Source organism: Streptomyces sp. SID9727, assembly GCF_010550605.1.
Taxonomy (GTDB): Bacteria; Actinomycetota; Actinomycetes; order Streptomycetales; family Streptomycetaceae; genus Streptomyces.
Map to the genome: position 1 here is coordinate 1 of NZ_JAAGNI010000473.1, position 18,478 is coordinate 18,478.

Sequence of the window (18,478 nt, forward strand, 5' to 3'; positions counted from 1 at the left end):
CGGCACGGTCGGCGCCGCCACCACCGGCACAACCGGCGGCCGCCGCCGTCACGCCCACCGCGACGAGGGCGCGCACGACGCGCACCCCGCCTCCGGACCTGTGCTGCTGCACCACCATCGCCTGCCCATCCCCAACGCCGAACCGCTTGCCCGAGGCCGTGTCCGCATCGCATAACGACGGCCCATGCCCCCTGTAACGTCCACGCCCCCGATTGGCGCCGCCGGCGCGGTCCCGGGGCCTGCCGTCGGACCGGCGTCGCCCGGCGGACGGCAGTGCGACGACAGGGCCCCGCGCCCCCTCACGGTTGACGGCCCCCTCCCGGCCGGGGCACCCCGCCCAGTACCTTGTTCGCGTGTACGACCGACACGCCGCCGAGGTCCCGCCGGCCCGCCCCGCCCATGAACCCACCACCGTCGAACGCGGGTCGTTCTGCACCGCCCGCTGCGCCTGCGGCTGGTCCGGGCCCGCCCGCCGGTCCCGCGACCGGGCCCGCGCGGACGCCGAGGAACACCGCACCACGGCCTGACCCGCAGACAGGGCCCTCCCCCTCTCCCCCACACCGGAGGTCCGATGACCCCGCCGAACCGGCGCACGCTCCTCGCGGCGGGCGCCGCCGTCCTCACCGGCACCACCGCCACCGCGTGCGAGGGCACCGACACCACGGATCCGGCCCCCGGTGACGCCACGGACCCCACCGGGCCCGCGTCCTCCCCGGCCCCCTCGGCGTCCAAACCCTCCAAGTCCTCCGGCCCGGCGGACTGGTCGGCGCTGGCCAAGAGCCTCGACGGGTCGCTGATCCGCCCCGGCGACACCGCGTACCCGACCGCCCGTCAGCTCTACAACACCCGCTTCGACGGCCAGAAACCGGCCGCGATCGCCTACGTCCGGCACGAGGACGACGTCCGCGCGTGCCTGGCCTTCGCCCGCCGCACCTCCGTGCCGGTCGCGATCCGCAGCGGCGGCCACTCCTACGCCGGCTGGTCGAGCGGCAACGGTCGCCTGGTGATTGACGTCGCGTCACTCGACGGCGTCGAGGCGGACGGCACGGTCGGCGCCGGCGCCAAGCTCCTCGGCGTCTACGAGGGCCTGGCCGCGCACGGCGTGACGATCCCCGGCGGCTCGTGCCCCACCGTCGGCATCTCCGGCCTCACCCTCGGCGGCGGCCACGGCGTCGCCGCCCGCGCGTACGGCCTGACCTGCGACAGCCTCACGGCCGCCACCCTCGTCACTGCCGACGGCAGGACGCTGACCGTCGACGCGAAACACGACCCCGACCTCTTCTGGGCGCTGCGCGGCGCGGGCAACGGCAACTTCGGCGTCGTCACGAGCCTCCGCTTCCGTACGCACCCCGCCCCCCGGACGGTCACCGCGTACATGTCCTGGCCCTGGTCGCGCGCCCGGGACGTCGTCACCGCCTGGCAGGAGTGGGGCCCGGACCAGCCCGACGAGATCTGGTCGGCCGCGCACCTCGACGCCGGGCCGGGAGGCAGCAACCCGACGGTCTCGGTCTCGGCGTTCAGCCTCGGCACGTACGGGGACCTGCAGAACGCCGTCGACCGCCTCGCGGACCGCATCGGCGCCTCCGCCACCTCGGTCTCGCTGCGCCGCCGCGACTACCGGGAGGCCATGCTGGTGTACGCGGGCTGCTCGGGCCTCACGGACGCGCAGTGCCACCTCCCGGGGACCACGCCGGGCCGCTCCCCGCAGGGCGCCCTCCAGCGCGAGACGTACGCCGCCGCCTCCGACTTCTACGACCGCTCACTGCCCCCGGCGGGCGTTTCGGCCCTGCTCGACGCGGTCCGGGCGTTCACCCGCCTCGCCCCTGACCAGGGCGGCGGGGGCTCGGTCGCGCTGACCGCGCTGGGCGGGGCGGTGAACCGGGTGGACCCGAGCGCGACGGCGTTCGTCCACCGCCGCTCCCGGATGCTCGCCCAGTACATCGGGGCCTGGCGCCCCGGGACCCCGGGAACGGCCCAGCAGAACTGGCTGAAAGACACCCATGCGGCGATGCGCCCGTACGCGTCCGGGGCGGCGTACCAGAACTACACGGACCCGTCCCTCACCAACTGGCGCACCGCGTACTACGGCTCGTCGGCGGCGCGCCTGGCCCAGGTGAAGAAGCGGTACGACCCGGAGGGGCTGTTCACGTACGCGCAGGGGGTGTGAGGGGCTCGGACTCCGCGTGCGTGTGCGCGCCGGGTGCGTGTGTGCACGGGATGCACGTGCGCCCGGGATGCACGTGTGTCCGGGATGCACGTGTGCCCCGGTCCGCCCGACGGGCTCCGGGGCACATCTGGAGGTGTGCGGGGCTCAGGCCGCGAGGCCCTTCTCACCGTCGGAGCCGCCACCGCGCGAACCGGGACGCGGCTCGGGGATGCCGAGCGCGTCGCCCCGGCCGGAGTCCGCCGCCCGGGGCCGGCGCGAGCGGACGAGGGGGCCGAGGCGGGCGGACCGGGAGACGGCCGCCACGAGAGGCGTCAGCATCATCATGGCCAGGGGCGCGAGGAGCAGCGCGACGGCCGTACCGAGGGCGAAGCCGCCGACGACGTCGGTCGGGTAGTGGACGCCCATGTAGACCCGGCAGAAGCCTTCCAGCAGGGCGAGCCCGATGGCGGCGATACCGAACTTCCGGTGGGCGACGAAGAGCCCGACACCGAGGGCCATCGCCATCGTGGCGTGGTCGCTGACGAACGAGAAGTCGTTCTTCCCGTCGACCAGGACGTCGAGCCCGGAGTGGTCCTTGAACGGCCGGGGCCGTTCCACGAAGCCCCGGATCGGAATGTTGATGAGCAGGGCGATACCGGCCGCGAGCGGAGCCCAGACGATCCCGGCCACCGCCGAAACGGAGTCCTCGGCCGTGCCGCGCCGGCGGACGCTCCACCAGCACCACAGGACCACGAGGACCATGCCGAACATGATCCCGTACTCTCCGACGAACTCCATGACCCGGTCGAACCAGGTGGGAGCGGACTTGGCGAGCCCGTTGATGTCGTAGAGCAGGCTGACGTCGGGGTTCGACCCATCCAGTGCGAGTCCAGCCATCTGCTGCGGCCCCTTGCCTTGTCTGCTGCTGCGGCGCACGTCCCTGTGCGCCGCGATTCACGAACCCCCGTGTTCGGTTCGTCCACGTCGATCATTCACGCGCCCAGCCAGACAACGACGCGCCCCGCGCGTACGTTCCACTCTCCACCGAATGATCACCATGACGTTATCGAAGAGTGACACATCGTCGCAGCTCAGGGCCTCAGCTTCACGGAGGGTTCCGGCCACCGACGCGGCCGTCAGCCGGCCGGCGGCGCGGTCGGCAGCGCCGCGGCCCCGTCCTTGGTCACGCGTGTGGCACCGAAGTAGTCGGGCGTGTCGATCTTGTCGAACCGAATGACCGCCCCAGTGTACGGAGCGTTGATCATGTACCCGCCCCCGACGTACAGGCCGACGTGATGGATGGCACGGGAATTGGTCAGATCGTCGGAGAAGAACACCAGATCACCGGGAAGCAGTTCGTCCCGGGACGGATGCGGCCCGGCGTTGTACTGGTCGTTCGCGACGCGGGGCAGCTCGATGTCCACGGTCCGGTACGCGGCCTGGGTCAGCCCGGAACAGTCGAACCGCCCGCCCTGCTCGGGCGTACCGTTGCCGCCCCACAGGTACTTGGTGCCGAGCTTCTTCTGAGCGAAGTAGATGGCCCCGGCCGCCTGCTGGGAGGGCTGCACGCGGCCGATGGGCCGGGCGAAGCTCTTCTCCAGCGACCGGATGATCTTCACGTAGTTCTGGGTCTCGGCGATGTTGGGCACCCCGCCCGACTTGATCACCCGGTACGCCCCCGCGTTGTAGGCGGCGAGCATGTTGTCGGTGGGGTCACCGGGGACCTTCTTCACGTACCCGGCGATCTCGCAGTCGTACGACGCGGCGGAGGGGATCGCGTCGGCCGGGTCCCACACGTCCCGGTCCCCGTCCCCGTCCCCGTCGATCCCGTGCCCCGCCCAGGTCCCGGGGATGAACTGCGCGATCCCCTGCGCGGCGGCGGAACTCTCGGCACGGGGGTTCCAGCCGCTCTCCTGGTAGAGCTGCGCGGCGAGCAGAGCCGGGTTGATGGCCGAACAGAGGTTCCCCCACTTCTGGACGAGCCCCTGATACTTGGCCGGCACGGCCCCCTTGGCCAACGCGACGGCCCCCCCGCCGGCCCCCCCGACGAGCCCGGCAGCGGCGGAGTAGGTCCCCACCACGAGCAACGCCACGAAACACGCGGCCCCCCCGACCCCGACCCCGACGGCCACCCAGAATCTACGCACCCGTCAACCATGGCTCATCGGAGCACGGTTCGGCAGCGTTTTCGACGGTGTGCACGAGTCACGACGGGGAGCACGGGGGCGCTCAGGGAGCGCCGGAGGACCAGAAGTCGGAGCGGACGTTGGGGCGGGGCAACGGGTACACCCCGTCGTAGGAGGGCCCATTGGGCGGAGCCGTCGACTCCGCCACCTCAGACTCCTCGACACAGGGACTATCCACCTCGAAGAAGGCTTGGCCCTTTCCTCCCACACTCAGCGTGACGCCGAAACCATCGCTGGTTTGGGCATAAATGGCGGGAAGGTCGACGTCCTTGTTAACAGCCTTGATCTTGTACCCGCTCTTCCGCCAGAAGCGGTCAACAATGCCTAGAAAACTACCGCGGCGCTCTTCAGAGATAACGGTCATAACGACACGCATTCGCGAAACGTCGCAACGCCCAGTACTGGTGGGTCCGTGAGCCCATTGGACCGCAGGTACGATTTCGCTTAGCACCTGATCCAGAATGCCATCGGCTCGATCTGCGGCCTCTTGCATATCCATGGCTGCACTTCCTCCATCGTTGGTGCGATCGCCACCTCCACAACCCGACGCGAGGAGGCACAGCAGCAACACCGCACTCAGTTCCAACGTTCGTCGAGTCACCGTGCCTCCTCCATCTTGACCTTGTCGGCCCGGCCAGCCGCAATCAAGGCAATACTGTCGGCCGATACCGCGTCTCGTTGCGGTTCGACGTCGAAGTAGTTGGAGTGGGCGTCGATCGAGAACCCGTTGGGGCTAACGACACGCGGACCGGGTGCCACCGGAAACCGTCTGGCGCCAAAGGCTTCACTCGCTGGATCCTTACCGAACCAGAGGTCGTCGCTCCCTGGATCTGCAGCCTCTCCAAACAAGTGCGCCATCGCAGGCCCTCCGGTCATCCCAAAGAACCCTGCAGCAACCTGCTGCACCGACGGCACCTTAGTCACGACGTCATTCTCTGCCGCACCGACGAAAACATGTCCCTTACCCACCCCCATATCCTCCGCTCGATTCACTCCAACCCCGGGGCTTCCAACCAGGACGATGTCGTCGACCCCAGGAATCCCACCTTGTTGCTGGGTGGCAGCTCCTACCGTGCGCGATCCGTACGAGTGCCCGATCGCCGTCATATGCGGATCCTCATGCACATTCGTAGCCGCCAGCCCTCCCATGAACTGATTGAAAGCATCCCCACCCTTAATAGCTCTATCGTCACCCGCGACAGCGAGGCTGCTAAAGCCGTCCGGGAACTGTGGTGCGTCATATCCCAACCACACCATCGATGCACTTGAGTGGTCGTACTTCATTGCCGATTTCGCCGTGTCCCTCGCCCGCTTGAGGTCCCCCCTAGCAAAATCCTCATCCAACGAAGTGTTCAACCCCGGCACATAAGCCGCCACGTTCCGCGCCGTATCCGGGTTCCCGTACGACACAATCGCGCGCCCGTTCCCCTCGTCCCCGATGCCGAGGAGGTACATCGGCGGCTGGCCGCCCTCCTGCAGTTGGCGGTCGATCTCGCGCAACCCCGCCAACCGCACCCGCGACACCTCGTCATCCCGCCCCTCCAGCTTGCCGATCAGAAGCTGGAGGTTGTCGCGGTTCGCCGTGTCGCGGACCAAGGACGGGATGCCGTCCAGATTGCCGATCTGGTCCGGGTACACCGCGAGGTACTCCTCGCGCTGTTCGTCCGTCAGGTGGGCCCACCACTCACGCCGCGCCGCAGGCGTCGCGTCACGGGGGATGCGGGACTCGAGATAGCTCCGCGCGGCCTCCCGGACCGCCGCCGCGTCGCCCGCCGCGTCGGTCCACGTGCGGTCCGGGACCTTCAGGCCTTCCTCCGCGCGGAGCCGGCGCAGGATGCGGGTGAAGCGCCAGTCGGTCCGGGCGGCCGCACGGACCGCCCCAGTGATCCGGTCCGAGATGTCCCGCGCCTTCGCGGCATGGGTGTCCGGGGCGATCAGCCCCGAGGGAGGCAGCAGCCCCGGCATGCCGGTCACGCGGGCCGTGCCACCGTGCACCGGATCACCGTCGAACAACCCTCCGGGCCCGGACGGGTACGACACCGACCCATCCGCGTGCACGGTGAACTTCAGCGACTCCGCCTCCTCCAAGGCACGCCGCAGCACGCCCTGCTGCACCCGCATGTCGTGCGCGAGGCTGTTCAACGCGGTACGGATCAACCCGCACTCGGTGTACACGTACTGCAGGTTCCGGCTCATCCGCCTCAGCCGCCCCACCGCCGCGTCGGCGGCCGCGCCGTGCTGGGACTCGCGCAGGCCGACGAGCAACTGCTTCTCGATCCGGTCCCGCCCGGCATCCGCGCGGTTGCTCGCCTTGCCCCAGCCGTCCGCCGCGCTCTCCAGCTCCGCGCATTCGAGGTCGCGCAACTGAGCCCACGTCAACGTGGAGGACAGCGCGGTCACCGCTCGACCCCATGGGTCAGGCGCGCGACGGGCGAGAAGGACGACCGCACCGACTCATTCGTCTCGCCCTGCGCCCGCGCGACAGCGCGCAGGCTGCCCGCGAGCGCCCCGCACTCATGGCGGGCGGACTCGACGCGCCGCACCCAGGACTCCCGCACGGCACCCAACTCGGCCAGCGAGTTCAGACCGGCGGTGCCGGCGAGCACCCCCTCGTGCGCCGCCGCCAGCTCCCCGCGTACGGGCCCCAGATGGGCACCCATCTCCTGCGCGCCCCCGGCCGCCCGCAGCCACGCGCCACCGCTGTGCCGCAGTTCGTCCCCGGCGCCGGGACCACCCCCGGCAGGACCCCCGGCCCCGCCCGCCAGATCGACCAGCCTCAACCGCGTCCCACTCATCGTCCACCCCGTTCTTGATCACGAAGATCGTGGAGCGGCACTGTGCCAAACCCGGCAACCGCGACACGCCGGACACAAAGCGGCCGGGGAACGGGCGCACCCCCGCTCCCCGGCCCCGCCAACGCCTCGCCCCCGTCCGGGGATCACCCGATCGGTGGACCGGCGCTAACGCCCGTACGTCCTCGGGTCCGCCTCCTCCAGTCGGCGCAGCGCTGCCGCCGCACGGTCCTCCGGTGGGGTGCCGTCCTCGGGGATGGACCAGAGAAGCTGCCGTACGTGGCCCTCCTCTACGTCGTACAAGAGACTGACCAGCGTCTCGTCCGGGTCGCGGAAGGCCGTCCCCGCCCAGTCGAACCGGATGTTCCAACGAGCGAGGAGGTCAGGCCGGCCGCGCAGCCCGTCGGCGATCAGCCGGCCGGTCCGGCGGGCCGGCCACATCCAGCTCTCGTCACCCTCCGCACGGGCGATCTCGGCGTCGTACGCGGCGGCGTCGAAGCGGAGTTCGGGCATCTCGCGTGTGCCGCCCGGCGGAACGGGGCACCGCCATCCGGACCAGACGACCTGTTCCCCGTCCCGCCGCACGGTGACGTACAGCGCGCCGCAGCAGCCCTCGGCGCAGTACGCCTCGGCGAGCCGCACCTCGCGCGGTTCGGCCGCGGCCCGCAGGGTGCCGGGGAACAGCAACTCCTCGGGGGAGCCGGTGGGCCCCCGGCCGAAGTAGTCCGGGACCAGCGGACGCCCGTCGACAAGGACCCGCGCCTCGACGGTCGCCGGATCCCCGGGATCACGCTCGTGGACCGCGATGCGCAACCGCGCGCCCGGGGAGCGCGGGGGATCGAGCACCTGAGCCCGCGTACGCCGCACCCACGCGGCCCGCCGGCGCACGCCGGCGTCGTCGTCGCCCTCCCCGTCCGGCACCGTCCGCCACTCGGGCCGACGCAGGACGGCCGTCAGCTCCGCGAGGGCCGCCTCACGCCGCCCGGAGCCCCAGTCGTGCAGCACGGCGGGCCCCGTGCTCAGCTCCTGAACAGCGGACAGGAGCAGCGCATGGTGGTCGAGCGTGGGGGGAAGGAGGCCGGCGCCCCGCGCGAACGCCTCGTACACGCGAGGGGCGTCCGGGTAGGAGAGGATCTCCGGCTGGTAGTCGCGGAGGCTGGTCATCAGGAACAGCAGCCGCCCGGTCCGGGCGATCAGCGCGGCACCCTCGCGGGCCGGGAGCCCGGGTACCTCCGCCGGCAGATCGGCCAGACGGAACGCCTCCGCCACCCGCCGCACCACCTCGGGTCCCAGGTCGTCCGGGAGCGCGACCAGCCGTTTCCGTACGGCGGTACGGTCACCGGCGTAAAGGGCGGCGAGCAACGGCCGGAAGACCGCGGGCCCCTGGTGGCTGCGCAGTTCGAGCAGCGCACCGGCCGGCCGGTCGAGGGCGTCGAGGGCATGGACGACGGGCCGCACGAGGGTGCGCAGCCGGCCGAGGGTCCACAGATACGGCACGTCCTGCGGCTCACCCAGGTCGGTGAGCAGGGCGAGCCCGGTGCAGACGGCCAGGTAGCTGGTCCCCGCACGCACGAGCGTCCGCGCCAGCGCCCGCGCCCGTTCCTCGTTCTCCACCGGCACGCCGGTGAGAAGGAGGCGCACGGTGCGGTGCCTGACGGGCGGGTCCAGGGCGTCGAGGCGCCGGTGCACCTCCTCCGCCGCCTCCACGGGGTCGGGTGCGACCAGCAACGGACCGAGGAGACGGGTCAGCTCATCCCTGGTCTGTGTGAAGTCCCGGCTGACCCGGTTGGACGGGACCCGGCGGGGTACGGACGGTGCCGCGTCCGCCCGGCACCACGGCCCCTCGGGCTCGGCGCGTGCGACACGCAACGCGCACGCGTACAGGGAGGAGGGCCGGGGAGGGAGCGCTCCGCGCTCTTCCGGGGCGCTCAACGGGCGGGGTGGTTCTCGATTCCACTGGTCATGGCGCGGAGTGTGGCAGAGCCCCGCCGCCACACGCCAGCACTTTTCCACCGGGCGCGGTTCGCGCGTCCGCACCCCGCCGAGCCGGAAGAATGCGCCCCCATGAGCTCATCGTCCCCCTCCCCCAGCTTCTGGCACCGGCCCATGGTGGCGCGCCGCGCCGACGAACGGCACCGCGCCTCGACGATGCTGGAACTCTTCTTCGACCTCTGTTTCGTCGCCGCCGTCGCCCAGGCGGCCTCCGCCTTCGAACACGAACTGGCGGCGGGCCGCATCGGCCACGCCGTCCTCGGCTACGCGATGGTGTTCTTCGCCATCTGGTGGGCCTGGATGAACTTCACCTGGTTCGCCTCCGCGTACGACACCGACGACGTCCCGTACCGGCTGCTGACGCTCGTGCAGATCACCGGCGCGCTCGTCCTCGCGGCGGGCGCGGCCGAGGCACTGGAGCACGAGGACTTCACCGTCATCACCTGGGGCTACGTGATCATGCGGCTCGCGATGGTCACGCAGTGGCTGCGCGCCGCCCGCTCGGACCCGGAGCGCCGCGGCACCTGCCTGCGGTACGCCGCGGGAATCTTCCTGGTGCAGATCGGCTGGGTCGTACGACTGGCCCTGCCCGAGGACACCGGTCTGGTGACCTTCGCGGTCCTCGTCCTCGCGGAGATCGCCGTTCCCGCGCTGGCCGAACGCACCACCACCACCACCTGGCATCCGCACCACATCGCCGAGCGGTACGGCCTGTTCACGCTGATCGTGCTCGGCGAGTCCATCACCGCCGCCACGGGCGCCGTACGCACCGCCCTGGACACGCACGCGGCGCTCGGCGACCTCGCCGCGCTGGTCGCGGGCGGTCTCCTCACGGTGTTCGCCCTGTGGTGGCTGTACTTCGCGCAGAGCGCACCCCGGCTGCTGACCAGCCTGCGTACGGCGCTGCTGTGGGGGTACGGCCACTACCTCGTCTTCGCGTCGGCGGCGGCGGTCGGCGCCGGACTCGCCCTCAACGTCGCGCACACCGCGGGCCACGGCCACATCTCCGACCGCACGGCGGCGGCCGTCTACACCGTCCCGGTCGCCGTGTTCATCGCCCTCGTCTGGCTGCTGCACCACCGCACCTCGGGGCTTCGCCGCGCGGGCGACGTGCTCCACCCGGTGGCGGTGCTCGCGGTCCTGGCGGCCACGTACGCCCCGTCACCCATCCTGACCACGGGCGTCATCACCGCACTGCTCATCACGGCGACCCTGCTGCTGGCCGCCCGGGGCACGGACAGCCGTGCCGAGCCGGCGCACTGACCTCAGCGGCCGGCCCGCACCGCCTGCCCGGGCAGGACGATCCCCCGCGCGTGCGCGGTCTTCCCCGGCCGCAGGGTCCACGGCACCGGAGGCGTAGCCGTCAGCCAGCCCTCGGCAATGAGGGTGTGGACGATGACCCCGCGCAGCTCCCGCCCGAGCTTCTTCCACCCCAGGCCCTTGCACAGCTGGCTGTACGAGGGCCCGTGGCCGTGCTCCGCCCGGAACTCGACGGTGAACAGGGCCGCCTCGCGCCCGCAGTCCGGGTGGGCGCCCCGCCAGGACTCGTACGCTTCGAGAGCGGCCCGGGGCGCCGGCAGCGGGGACGGCCCGGACATGAACGCCGGGGCGACCCGCTCGAAGGGGAGACGGCAGAGCCCGCACGACTCGACCGCCTCCGTGTGCCGCAGCAGTGCGGGGCTGACGCCGGACTTCCAGGCGGCCCAGCTCTCCGGAGTGGGCTCGGCGGCGGCCGCCGCCTCCCGGGCCGCCCGCCGCTCCTCCGCCTCACGAGCGATCGCGGCCAGCTCCTCCGGGGTACGGAACCGGCCCGCGAGGTGCCCCACCGACGCGCCGAGCCGGTAGGTCTGCCCGGACACCTCGGCGAGGAACCCCTTCTCCAGCAGCACGGGCACCGCCCCGTAACAGGCGGCGGGCAGCTCGGCCGGCGCTTGGCCGGCCAGTTCGTCGGAGCAGTGGGCCGCCAGGAAGAGCGCGGCCAGCCGGACCGCCGGCGCCCCCTTCCGTACCGGCTTGGCCAGCCTCGTACGCATGGACCAGCCCGACACCCGCGACCGCGCGTCCTTGCCGAGGGGCAGCGCGCTGCCGGGTCCCGGTGCCATGTCCGGCACCACGATGCCGTACGGCACATCCGGTTCCCCACCGATGAGCTGCCCGGGCACCTCCCACCCCGCCGCCGTCAGCTCGGCCAGGGCACCCTCCGGGTCCTCCAGCCGCAACGACCGCAAGTCCGTCCCCGTGAGGTTGCCCACCCCCGTGCGCGCGGCCCGGATCCCCACGACGACCGCGAGGAGCCGCGCGTCGACGGAGTCCACCGGCAGGCCGGCCACGTACGAGAGAAGCGCGCGGGCACCCTCTCCCTGGCGCGGTGTGAGCAGGAACGGCGATGGCGAGGCGGCGGCACCGTCTCCGGCGGAAGCGGTTGTCACGGGCGGCACGGCGGACACGGCGGACACGGCGGACACGGCAGGCTTGGGCACATCACATCTAACGGTGATCGGACCGCCGAAGTCACGCGCGGACGCGCCCTTCCCACACGGACGCGCCCTTCCCCTCCGGCCACCGGGCCATGCGTGGGCCGGAGTCCTCCTTCGAGGGACGACAGCGGAACGTCAGGCAGGCGTTAGCGGAACATGAGCGGCGCGCGGGAGGCTTCCCACGTCAGACGGTCCGGAGGGGGAGCGGTTCACCGCGGATCCGGGCCCTGTCTGCACCGACCGATCCATCGACCGCCACACACTTCGGGGAATCCCATGCGTACGATCCGCAACCGCAAGCGCACCGCCGTCCTCGGCGCCGCCGCCACCGCAGTGCTCGCCCTCGCCCTCACCGCCTGCGGCGGGGACGGCGGCGGGACGAAGGCGGCCGGCCCGGCCGACAACTCCGCCTCGGCCGACGCCACCGTCGCCGCCAAGGACACCGCCCAGGACCAGGGCAGCACGGCGAACGACGGAGCGAAGACGGGCGGCGGCTCCACGGAAGCGGTCACCTCCAGCACCGGCACGTCCAAGGGCGGCGCCGCGAAGACGGGCGGTTCCACGGCCGGGGCCGCCGGCGGCGACACCAGTGACAGCTACGCGTACAAGCACCCCTGCAAGAGCGGCGACCTGTCGGTGCGCGTGTACGCCCGCGAGGGTTCGGCCACCCAGCACGTGATCGAGGTCAACAACACCGGCAGGAACTCCTGCGGCCTGAGCTACTTCCCGCGCGTCAGCCTGGGTGCCGCGAACGCCTCGGACCACAGCGGCGACATCATCCCGCTGGTCCCGGGCGGCCTCGGCGGCGCGCCGGCCTACCCGGTGAAGCCGAAGACCGCGGCGATCGCGGTGATCGACCTCAACCCGGGCGGCGGCAACGGTGTGACCTGGGTGGACGAGCTGAACGTACTCGCCGACGGCGACCACATGCCCAACGCCGAGCAGCTCAACTTCCCGCTAGGCCCCGACGTGAAGGTCGGCACCCCGAAGCTGGGCCTGTACGAGAGCACGGTCGCCGACGCGGTGGCCTCCATGAAGCAGGCGAACTCGAAGTCCTGACCCCGGACAGGCAGGCCCTGGCGGTGCCCTCGGACGGACCACGACGGTCTGTCCGAGGGCACCGCTACGATCCCCGGCATGCCCGCATTCCGCGATTTCAACTTCAAGCTGCTCGTCATCGAACAGCTCATGTACAACGACGAGACGCTCACCCCGGTGTTCCGCATAGCCGACTGCCTCAAGGCCAAGGGCATCGACGAGGACCCGCAGACCTACGCCTACGAGAACGACCTCGCCTTCACCGTCCTCGACGAGGCCCGCGCCCACTTCGAGGCGCTGGAGATCAGCACGGAGCTGCTGGCCACCGTGGAGACACTGGTCCTCGACGGCGGCCTCGAGGTGTACCAGGAGTGCGCCCCGGTCTGGGACGGAGAGGACGACCTCTTCGACGTGGGCTCACTCGAGGACCTGGACCTGCTGCCCAACCTCCGGCTGATCAGCGGTGTGGACGACTGCGGAATCGGCATGTCGTTCGACACCGACGTCCTCGCGAGCCGGGGCATCGCCACCGACTGACAGACCGACTCCCCGTCAGGGACGGTCCCCGCTCCGCCCGTACGTGTCCGGCGCACGCGCGGCGGGAATGATCAATCACATGAAAGAGGACAACAGGGACACCGCAAGCGGCACACCGGGCGAGATCCTGCACTGGAACCTGTTCATAGGCGGCCACCTCAGCGCCTCCGTACCCGTACGCCTGGTCGAACGAACGGACGCGGGGCAACTGGTGTGGATGAAATCGGGCACCCCGATGTGGCACACCGCCCTCCCGCGCGGAGTCACCCACCTGCGCGACATCGATCCCCACGAACGCCCGGCGGAGGGCTTCCCCGTCATCGCGGGCCGCTGGCCGATGGGCGACGCACTCTTCTACCAGCCGACGGGGGCGGCCCACTCGGTGCTCTGGCTCTTCGGCCGCAGACACAAGTTCCGCGGCTGGTACGTCAACCTCGAACGACGCGTGCATCACGGCGCGGACATCGACATCGCCGACCTCGAACTGGACATCAACGTCGCCCCGGACCGCACCTGGAGCTGGAAGGACGAGCGGTCCTTCGCCGAGAAGACCGGGCACCCCGCGTACTGGACGGCCGAGGAAGCCCGCGCGATCCGGACCGAAGGAGCGACCGTCGCACAGCTCGCCGAGGCCGGAACCTTTCCCTTCGACGGCTCCTGGTGCGACTTCCGGCCACCGTCGCACTGGAAAACCCCCTCCCGTCCCCCGACCCCCCGCCACCCCCTGCTGCGCCCGCTGGAGGCCCCGACCTCGCCTCCCCCACCCTGAGGAGCACGATTCGGCCGTCGGGGGATTTCTCAGCCAGCCTGGCGCGATGACGATCATTGCCCGGCGTCACTCTCCGTGATACACAGAGTAACCATACGTATTTCGCCCACACACCGATTCGATCCGCAGGTCAGGGCGGTCAGACCGGTCAAATGTGCGAGATCCGGGTAAAGAGAGCCGTGAAGCCGTCGTACGAAAGCAGTTTCATCAGCGAAGATAGAGAGTGACCCGTGCCATGCGGTACGGGCGCTGAACTACCCAACTGGGGCGGTGACTTACATGATCCTGGCAGCTGAAAAGGGCGATATCACCACCATCATCGGCGGAATCGCCCCGAACTGGGGGCCGTTCGGGACCCTCGGCAACGAGGCCCGCGTGATGATCGAGGTGGTGATGGCGATCGCCATCCTGCTGTGCCTCGGCATCGCGATCTGGGGGGCGGCCAAGCAGCGGATCGGCGCGACGGCTCTGCGCGACACGTTCAGCGCGGAACAGGGCAAGGGGCTGATCGTGGCCGGTCTGACCGGTGTGTTCATCATCGGATCACTCGGCACCCTGTTCACCATTGTGTACGGGATGGCCGTCTGACCGGGTGTCAACCCGGTCCCCGGGGGCCCGTCCGCCCCACCCCTCCCATCCGCCCGTCGTGCCCACCGGCAGAGGTTGCGTACCCCTGATGTCGAGTCACCACATCGCGTCCGCGCGGAGAGCAGCACGGCTACCGTCGTACTACGACGTGGTCCAAGCAACGGTTGAGGGGGCGTACGCGGCATGAGTCTCGGCGACGAGGACGGCTACGGCAACGACGCGGGACGCACGAGCGACGCCTACAGCACGATCGGCGGCACCCGCCAGACCCGCACCCGTCTGCCCGACGGCCCCACCGGCGACCCCTACGGCCCCCGCCGCCCGGCCCGCGGCTCCCGATCCCTCATCACGTTCGCCGGCGTGGTGATCCTCCTGCTGGGCGCCATCGCCTTCGCCAACATGGGCGGCGACGACAACGGCTCGGGCGGCACGTCGGGCGCGACCTCCGGCAGCAAGGCGGACGCCGCCCCGACAGCACCCACGGGCACGAAGCCGGTAACGGGCAAGAACGGCACGATCCCGTCGGGCTTCGCCCACAACCAACAGGGCGCGGAGAGCGCGGCGGCGAACTACTCGGTCGCGCTCGGCTCCGCTGGCATGTTCGACCGGGACCAGCGGCGCGTCATCGCATCTGCGGTGTACGCGCCAGCAGTCGCGGCCGCACGCCAGGACGCCTTGGACAAGGTCTATTCCGATGCCGACTTCCTCGCGAACATCGGCCTGACCCCGCAGGGTACCGCGCCGGAAGGTCAAACCTTCATCTCGCGCTCCAACCCTGTCGGCACCAAGGTCGTGAAGTTCGACGACGACACCGCCAGCGTCGCAGTCTGGTACTCAGCCCTGTTCGGTCTGGCCGGTGACGGCTCGAAGAACCCCGTTTCAGAGAGCTGGTTTACCAACACCTTCGAGCTCAGGTGGACCAGCGGAGACTGGAAGGTCACCGACTTCACGCAGAAGGACGGCCCGGCCCCTGTCGGCCGGGACCAAGCCGCATCCTCTGCTGAAGAGATGGCTGATGCGGTCGAGAAGTTCGGAGGGTTCACGTATGCCCGCTAAGCACATCCGTGCGCTCTCGCTGGCAGCGATGGCGAGCGCCGTCCATGTCTTTGCCATCCTGACGGCCAGTCGAGCATTCGCCGCGCCATCGCCATCGCCCACCCCCAGTAACGACAGCAGCGCCTGCGACCTCATCCGCGGCCCCGCCAAGGACTACTGCGAAGGCGGAAGCGCCAGCTCGCCCAAGTCCACGCCCCCCGCAAGCACCGACCCCGCTCTCGACCCGCTCACCTCGCTCGGGCGGGGCTGTGCCGACGCCGCCGCGTGGATCGTGGGCAAGCTCAGCGACGCAGTCAAAAGCACCGCCAACGTCGACTTCACGAACACCCGCTTCCTCCAGCAGTACGCCATCGTCTTCGCCGCCTCCACCGTCCTCACCCTCGTCCTCTGGCTCCTCGCCGTAGCCAAGCGCGCGATCCGCGGCGTCCCCCTGACCACAGCCATCTCCGAAGCCATCGGCTTCCTCTGGCTCACCGTCCTCGCCTCCGCCTTCACCCCCCTCATCCTCTACACCATCGTCTCCGCCACCGACGGCGTCACCGAAGTCATCGCCTCATCCTCCGGCGGTCAGACCGACGTCTTCTTCGGGTCCTTCGCCCAAGCCCTCAAGAAGGACTCCGACATCGGCGGCGGCCCGATCATGCTGATCGTCGTCTCCCTCGTCTCCATCCTCGCCGCCGGCATCCTCTGGCTCGAACTCGTCATCCGCGCCGCCCTGCTCTACGTCGGCGCCCTTCTGGGAACCGCCGTCTACGCCGGGCTCGTCGACAAGAACATGTGGGGCCACGTACGCCGCTGGGCAGGCATCATGATCGCCGTGATCATGGTCAAACCCGTCATCGTCGTCGTACTCGGCCTCGCCGGCGCCCTGTCCTCCGACGACGGCCCCGACGCCTTCTCCGCCGTCGTCTCCGGCCTCGCCATCATCCTGCTGGCCATCTTCGCCTCCGCCATGATCTACCGCTTCGTCCCCGGCTTCGGCGACGAAATCCAAGGCGCCCGCACCAACCGCAAGCAGGCCACCGACGGCTCCCAGGCCGCCGCCATGATCAGCTCACCCGCCGCCCTCGTCTCCCAGGGCATCAAGACCCACAGCAGCCGAGGCGGCCAGAGCAGCGGCGACACCGGCAGCAGCGGCGGCGGCCGCCCCGCCAACCCGGTCAGCGGCGGAGTCGCCGCCCACAGCTCCCGCAACGCCGGAAGCGGAACCGGTGGCGGATCCGCCCCCTCCGCCGCACCCCCGCCCCGCAGCGGCTCGCCGACCGCCGGCACCCCCCACAGCAGCCGCGGCACCCGCGGCGGACCAGGCAGCACAGGTAACAACCGCACAGGAGGTGGCGGGCGTTGAGCACACAGACCCATCCGATCGCGCCCCGCCGTACGTATCTCATCGGCCGCGCCCGGCCGAACGCGATCGTCGGCAAGAACCGTGAGACGGGCGAGATCGCCCTGATCATCGCCGGCGCGTTCCTCGGCATGATGAGCGGCCTGCTCGTCCCCGTCCTGTCCCTGCGCATCGTGCTGCTCACCGGCTTCCCGCTGCTCGCCATCGCCATGGTCTACGTCCCGTACCGGCACCGGACGTTCTACAAGTGGTTCGAGATCAACCGCAGCTACAAGCGCTCCCTGCGCCGCGGCACCGCCTACCGCTCCACCGCCATGGAAGCCGGCACCCGCGCCGACGGCCGCGAGGTCGAGATCGGCCCGCCCCCCGGCATCGGCCGCATCAACTGGCTCTCCGCCCCGTTCGGCCCCGACGAGATCGCCGTACTCCTCCACGCCGACCGGCGCACCGTCACCGCCGCCATCGAGATCGAGGGCCCCGGCGTCGGGCTGCGCGACAGCGAGGACCAGGAAGCCCTCGTCGACCGCTTCGGCACCCTGCTCAAACACGTCGCCAACGGAGACGGCTTCGTCACCCGCCTCCAGATGCTCGCCCGCACCCTCCCCGCCGACCCCGACGCCCACGCCAAGGACGTCGCCCAGCGCGGCGCCCCGTCCTCCCCCCGCTGGCTCCAGGACTCCTACGACCAGCTCCAGTCCATGGTGTCCACCTCCAGCGAGCAGCACCGCGCCTACCTCGTCGCCTGCATGCACTTCAACCGCGAGCTCGCCGCCGAGGCCCATGCCATGGCCCGCGCCGCCCGCCCGCACACCGGCCGCAAGCTCGACCGCGACGCCGGACTCGCCGTCGTCATGGCCCGCGAGCTCACCGACATCTGCGCCCGCCTCGCCGAGGCCGACATCCGGGTCCGCCAGCCCCTCGGCCAGAGCCGGCTCGCCTCCCTCGTCCACTCCATGTACGACCCCGACCACCCCATCGACCACATCCAGGCCATGACGAAGCGCAACGCCTGGCCCGCCGAGCTCGACGCCGTCGAACCGACCTACCTCCAGGCCAAGACCCGCGAGTCGTCCACCCGCGCCCCCTGGTGCCACTCCACGGCCTGGGTGAAGGAGTGGCCGATGACCCCCGTCGGCGTCAACTTCCTGGCGCCCCTCCTCGTCCACACCCCCGACGTCATCCGCACGGTCGCCGTCTGCATGGACCTGGAACCCACCGAGATCGCCATCGAGCGCATGCTCACCGAGAAGACCAACGACGACGCCGAGGCCAGCCGCCAGGCCAAGATGAACCGCACCGTCGACCCCCGCGACATCGCCGCCCACGGCCGCCTCGACCAACGGGGTGAAGACCTCGCCAGCGGCGCCGCCGGCGTCAACCTCGTGGGGTACATCACCGTGTCGTCCCGCTCCCCGGAAGCCCTCGCCCGCGACAAGCGGACCATCCGCGCCTCGGCCGGCAAGTCGTACCTGAAGCTCGAATGGTGCGACCGCGAGCACCACCGCGCCTTCGTCAACACCCTGCCGTTCGCCACCGGCATCCGCCGCTAACC

At 70.9% G+C, this 18,478-nt stretch carries 17 protein-coding genes; 10 read left to right on the top strand and 7 right to left on the bottom strand.

Annotated features, from left to right (window positions below; translation table 11 throughout):
- The first annotated feature begins 353 nt into the window (after window positions 1-353).
- Together G3I41_RS36555 and G3I41_RS32500 are read left to right on the top strand one after the other, a co-directional pair.
- Window positions 354-527: a hypothetical protein gene (locus tag G3I41_RS36555; protein WP_343242270.1), complete on the top strand. Its 174-nt coding sequence runs from the start codon at window positions 354-356 to the stop codon at window positions 525-527.
- Between the two features lie 44 nt (window positions 528-571).
- Entirely contained in the window at window positions 572-2,167 is a 1,596-nt protein-coding gene (locus G3I41_RS32500; RefSeq protein ID WP_164404119.1) for an FAD-binding oxidoreductase, read from the top strand.
- Window positions 2,168-2,311: 144 nt separating this feature from the next.
- On the opposite strand, the gene G3I41_RS32505 is transcribed toward G3I41_RS32500, so the two are convergent.
- From G3I41_RS32505 to G3I41_RS32530, 6 genes are all read right to left on the bottom strand, one after another.
- Window positions 2,312-3,043: a phosphatase PAP2 family protein gene (locus G3I41_RS32505; RefSeq protein ID WP_164404120.1), complete on the bottom strand. Its 732-nt coding sequence runs from the start codon at window positions 3,041-3,043 to the stop codon at window positions 2,312-2,314.
- Between the two features lie 239 nt (window positions 3,044-3,282).
- Entirely contained in the window at window positions 3,283-4,293 is a 1,011-nt protein-coding gene (locus G3I41_RS32510) for a bifunctional lytic transglycosylase/C40 family peptidase (protein WP_343242271.1), read from the bottom strand.
- A gap of 82 nt (window positions 4,294-4,375) precedes the next feature.
- Window positions 4,376-4,831 carry a hypothetical protein gene (locus tag G3I41_RS32515; protein WP_164404121.1) on the bottom strand — a complete coding sequence of 152 codons (456 nt, stop codon included), beginning with the start codon at window positions 4,829-4,831 and terminating at the stop codon, window positions 4,376-4,378.
- Window positions 4,832-4,929: 98 nt separating this feature from the next.
- Window positions 4,930-6,732: an alpha/beta hydrolase gene (locus tag G3I41_RS32520; protein ID WP_164404122.1), complete on the bottom strand. Its 1,803-nt coding sequence runs from the start codon at window positions 6,730-6,732 to the stop codon at window positions 4,930-4,932.
- The gene (locus tag G3I41_RS32525; protein WP_239081949.1) at window positions 6,729-7,127 is read right to left on the bottom strand and encodes a hypothetical protein; all 399 of its coding nucleotides are present in this window, start codon (window positions 7,125-7,127) and stop codon (window positions 6,729-6,731) included. Before G3I41_RS32525 ends, G3I41_RS32520 begins: the two co-directional genes overlap by 4 nt.
- A gap of 165 nt (window positions 7,128-7,292) precedes the next feature.
- Window positions 7,293-8,993 carry a hypothetical protein gene (locus G3I41_RS32530; RefSeq protein WP_239081950.1) on the bottom strand — a complete coding sequence of 567 codons (1,701 nt, stop codon included), beginning with the start codon at window positions 8,991-8,993 and terminating at the stop codon, window positions 7,293-7,295.
- 195 nt (window positions 8,994-9,188) lie between these two features.
- Here G3I41_RS32530 and G3I41_RS32535 point away from each other — a divergent pair, with 195 nt between their 5' ends.
- Complete coding sequence (locus tag G3I41_RS32535) at window positions 9,189-10,379, top strand: low temperature requirement protein A (protein WP_164404123.1); 1,191 nt, start codon at window positions 9,189-9,191, stop codon at window positions 10,377-10,379.
- Between the two features lie 2 nt (window positions 10,380-10,381).
- Here the strand turns inward: G3I41_RS32535 and G3I41_RS32540 are convergent, their stop codons facing one another.
- Complete coding sequence (locus G3I41_RS32540) at window positions 10,382-11,545, bottom strand: hypothetical protein (RefSeq protein WP_343242272.1); 1,164 nt, start codon at window positions 11,543-11,545, stop codon at window positions 10,382-10,384.
- Between the two features lie 324 nt (window positions 11,546-11,869).
- Here G3I41_RS32540 and G3I41_RS32545 point away from each other — a divergent pair, with 324 nt between their 5' ends.
- The 7 genes from G3I41_RS32545 (at window position 11,870) to G3I41_RS32575 (ending at window position 18,476) form a co-directional block, all read left to right on the top strand.
- Complete coding sequence (locus G3I41_RS32545; RefSeq protein WP_164404124.1) at window positions 11,870-12,652, top strand: DUF4232 domain-containing protein; 783 nt, start codon at window positions 11,870-11,872, stop codon at window positions 12,650-12,652.
- A 78-nt stretch (window positions 12,653-12,730) separates the two neighbouring features.
- Window positions 12,731-13,168 carry a hypothetical protein gene (locus G3I41_RS32550; RefSeq protein ID WP_164404125.1) on the top strand — a complete coding sequence of 146 codons (438 nt, stop codon included), beginning with the start codon at window positions 12,731-12,733 and terminating at the stop codon, window positions 13,166-13,168.
- Window positions 13,169-13,247: 79 nt separating this feature from the next.
- Window positions 13,248-13,937 carry a DUF402 domain-containing protein gene (locus G3I41_RS32555; RefSeq protein WP_164404126.1) on the top strand — a complete coding sequence of 230 codons (690 nt, stop codon included), beginning with the start codon at window positions 13,248-13,250 and terminating at the stop codon, window positions 13,935-13,937.
- A 279-nt stretch (window positions 13,938-14,216) separates the two neighbouring features.
- A complete protein-coding gene (locus G3I41_RS32560) occupies window positions 14,217-14,525 on the top strand; it encodes a hypothetical protein (RefSeq protein ID WP_024493027.1) in 309 nt (102 codons plus the stop codon).
- Window positions 14,526-14,708: 183 nt separating this feature from the next.
- Window positions 14,709-15,581 (top strand): hypothetical protein, encoded by an 873-nt coding sequence (locus G3I41_RS32565; protein WP_164404127.1) that lies wholly within the window; start codon window positions 14,709-14,711, stop codon window positions 15,579-15,581.
- 28 nt (window positions 15,582-15,609) lie between these two features.
- Window positions 15,610-16,929 carry a hypothetical protein gene (locus G3I41_RS32570; protein WP_164404139.1) on the top strand — a complete coding sequence of 440 codons (1,320 nt, stop codon included), beginning with the start codon at window positions 15,610-15,612 and terminating at the stop codon, window positions 16,927-16,929.
- Window positions 16,926-18,476 (top strand): SCO6880 family protein, encoded by a 1,551-nt coding sequence (locus tag G3I41_RS32575; protein WP_164404128.1) that lies wholly within the window; start codon window positions 16,926-16,928, stop codon window positions 18,474-18,476. The genes G3I41_RS32570 and G3I41_RS32575 overlap by 4 nt, the downstream gene beginning before the upstream one ends.
- Window positions 18,477-18,478 lie beyond the last annotated feature (2 nt).

Coding starts and splice junctions, on each gene's coding strand:
- G3I41_RS32500 (WP_164404119.1), top strand. CDS start 572: ATGACCCCGCCGAACCGGCGCACGCTCCTCGCGGCGGGCGCCGCCGTC.
- G3I41_RS32505 (WP_164404120.1), bottom strand. CDS start 3,043: ATGGCTGGACTCGCACTGGATGGGTCGAACCCCGACGTCAGCCTGCTC.
- G3I41_RS32515 (WP_164404121.1), bottom strand. CDS start 4,831: ATGGATATGCAAGAGGCCGCAGATCGAGCCGATGGCATTCTGGATCAG.
- G3I41_RS32525 (WP_239081949.1), bottom strand. CDS start 7,127: ATGAGTGGGACGCGGTTGAGGCTGGTCGATCTGGCGGGCGGGGCCGGG.
- G3I41_RS32535 (WP_164404123.1), top strand. CDS start 9,189: ATGAGCTCATCGTCCCCCTCCCCCAGCTTCTGGCACCGGCCCATGGTG.
- G3I41_RS32545 (WP_164404124.1), top strand. CDS start 11,870: ATGCGTACGATCCGCAACCGCAAGCGCACCGCCGTCCTCGGCGCCGCC.
- G3I41_RS32550 (WP_164404125.1), top strand. CDS start 12,731: ATGCCCGCATTCCGCGATTTCAACTTCAAGCTGCTCGTCATCGAACAG.
- G3I41_RS32555 (WP_164404126.1), top strand. CDS start 13,248: ATGAAAGAGGACAACAGGGACACCGCAAGCGGCACACCGGGCGAGATC.
- G3I41_RS32560 (WP_024493027.1), top strand. CDS start 14,217: ATGATCCTGGCAGCTGAAAAGGGCGATATCACCACCATCATCGGCGGA.
- G3I41_RS32565 (WP_164404127.1), top strand. CDS start 14,709: ATGAGTCTCGGCGACGAGGACGGCTACGGCAACGACGCGGGACGCACG.
- G3I41_RS32570 (WP_164404139.1), top strand. CDS start 15,610: ATGGCGAGCGCCGTCCATGTCTTTGCCATCCTGACGGCCAGTCGAGCA.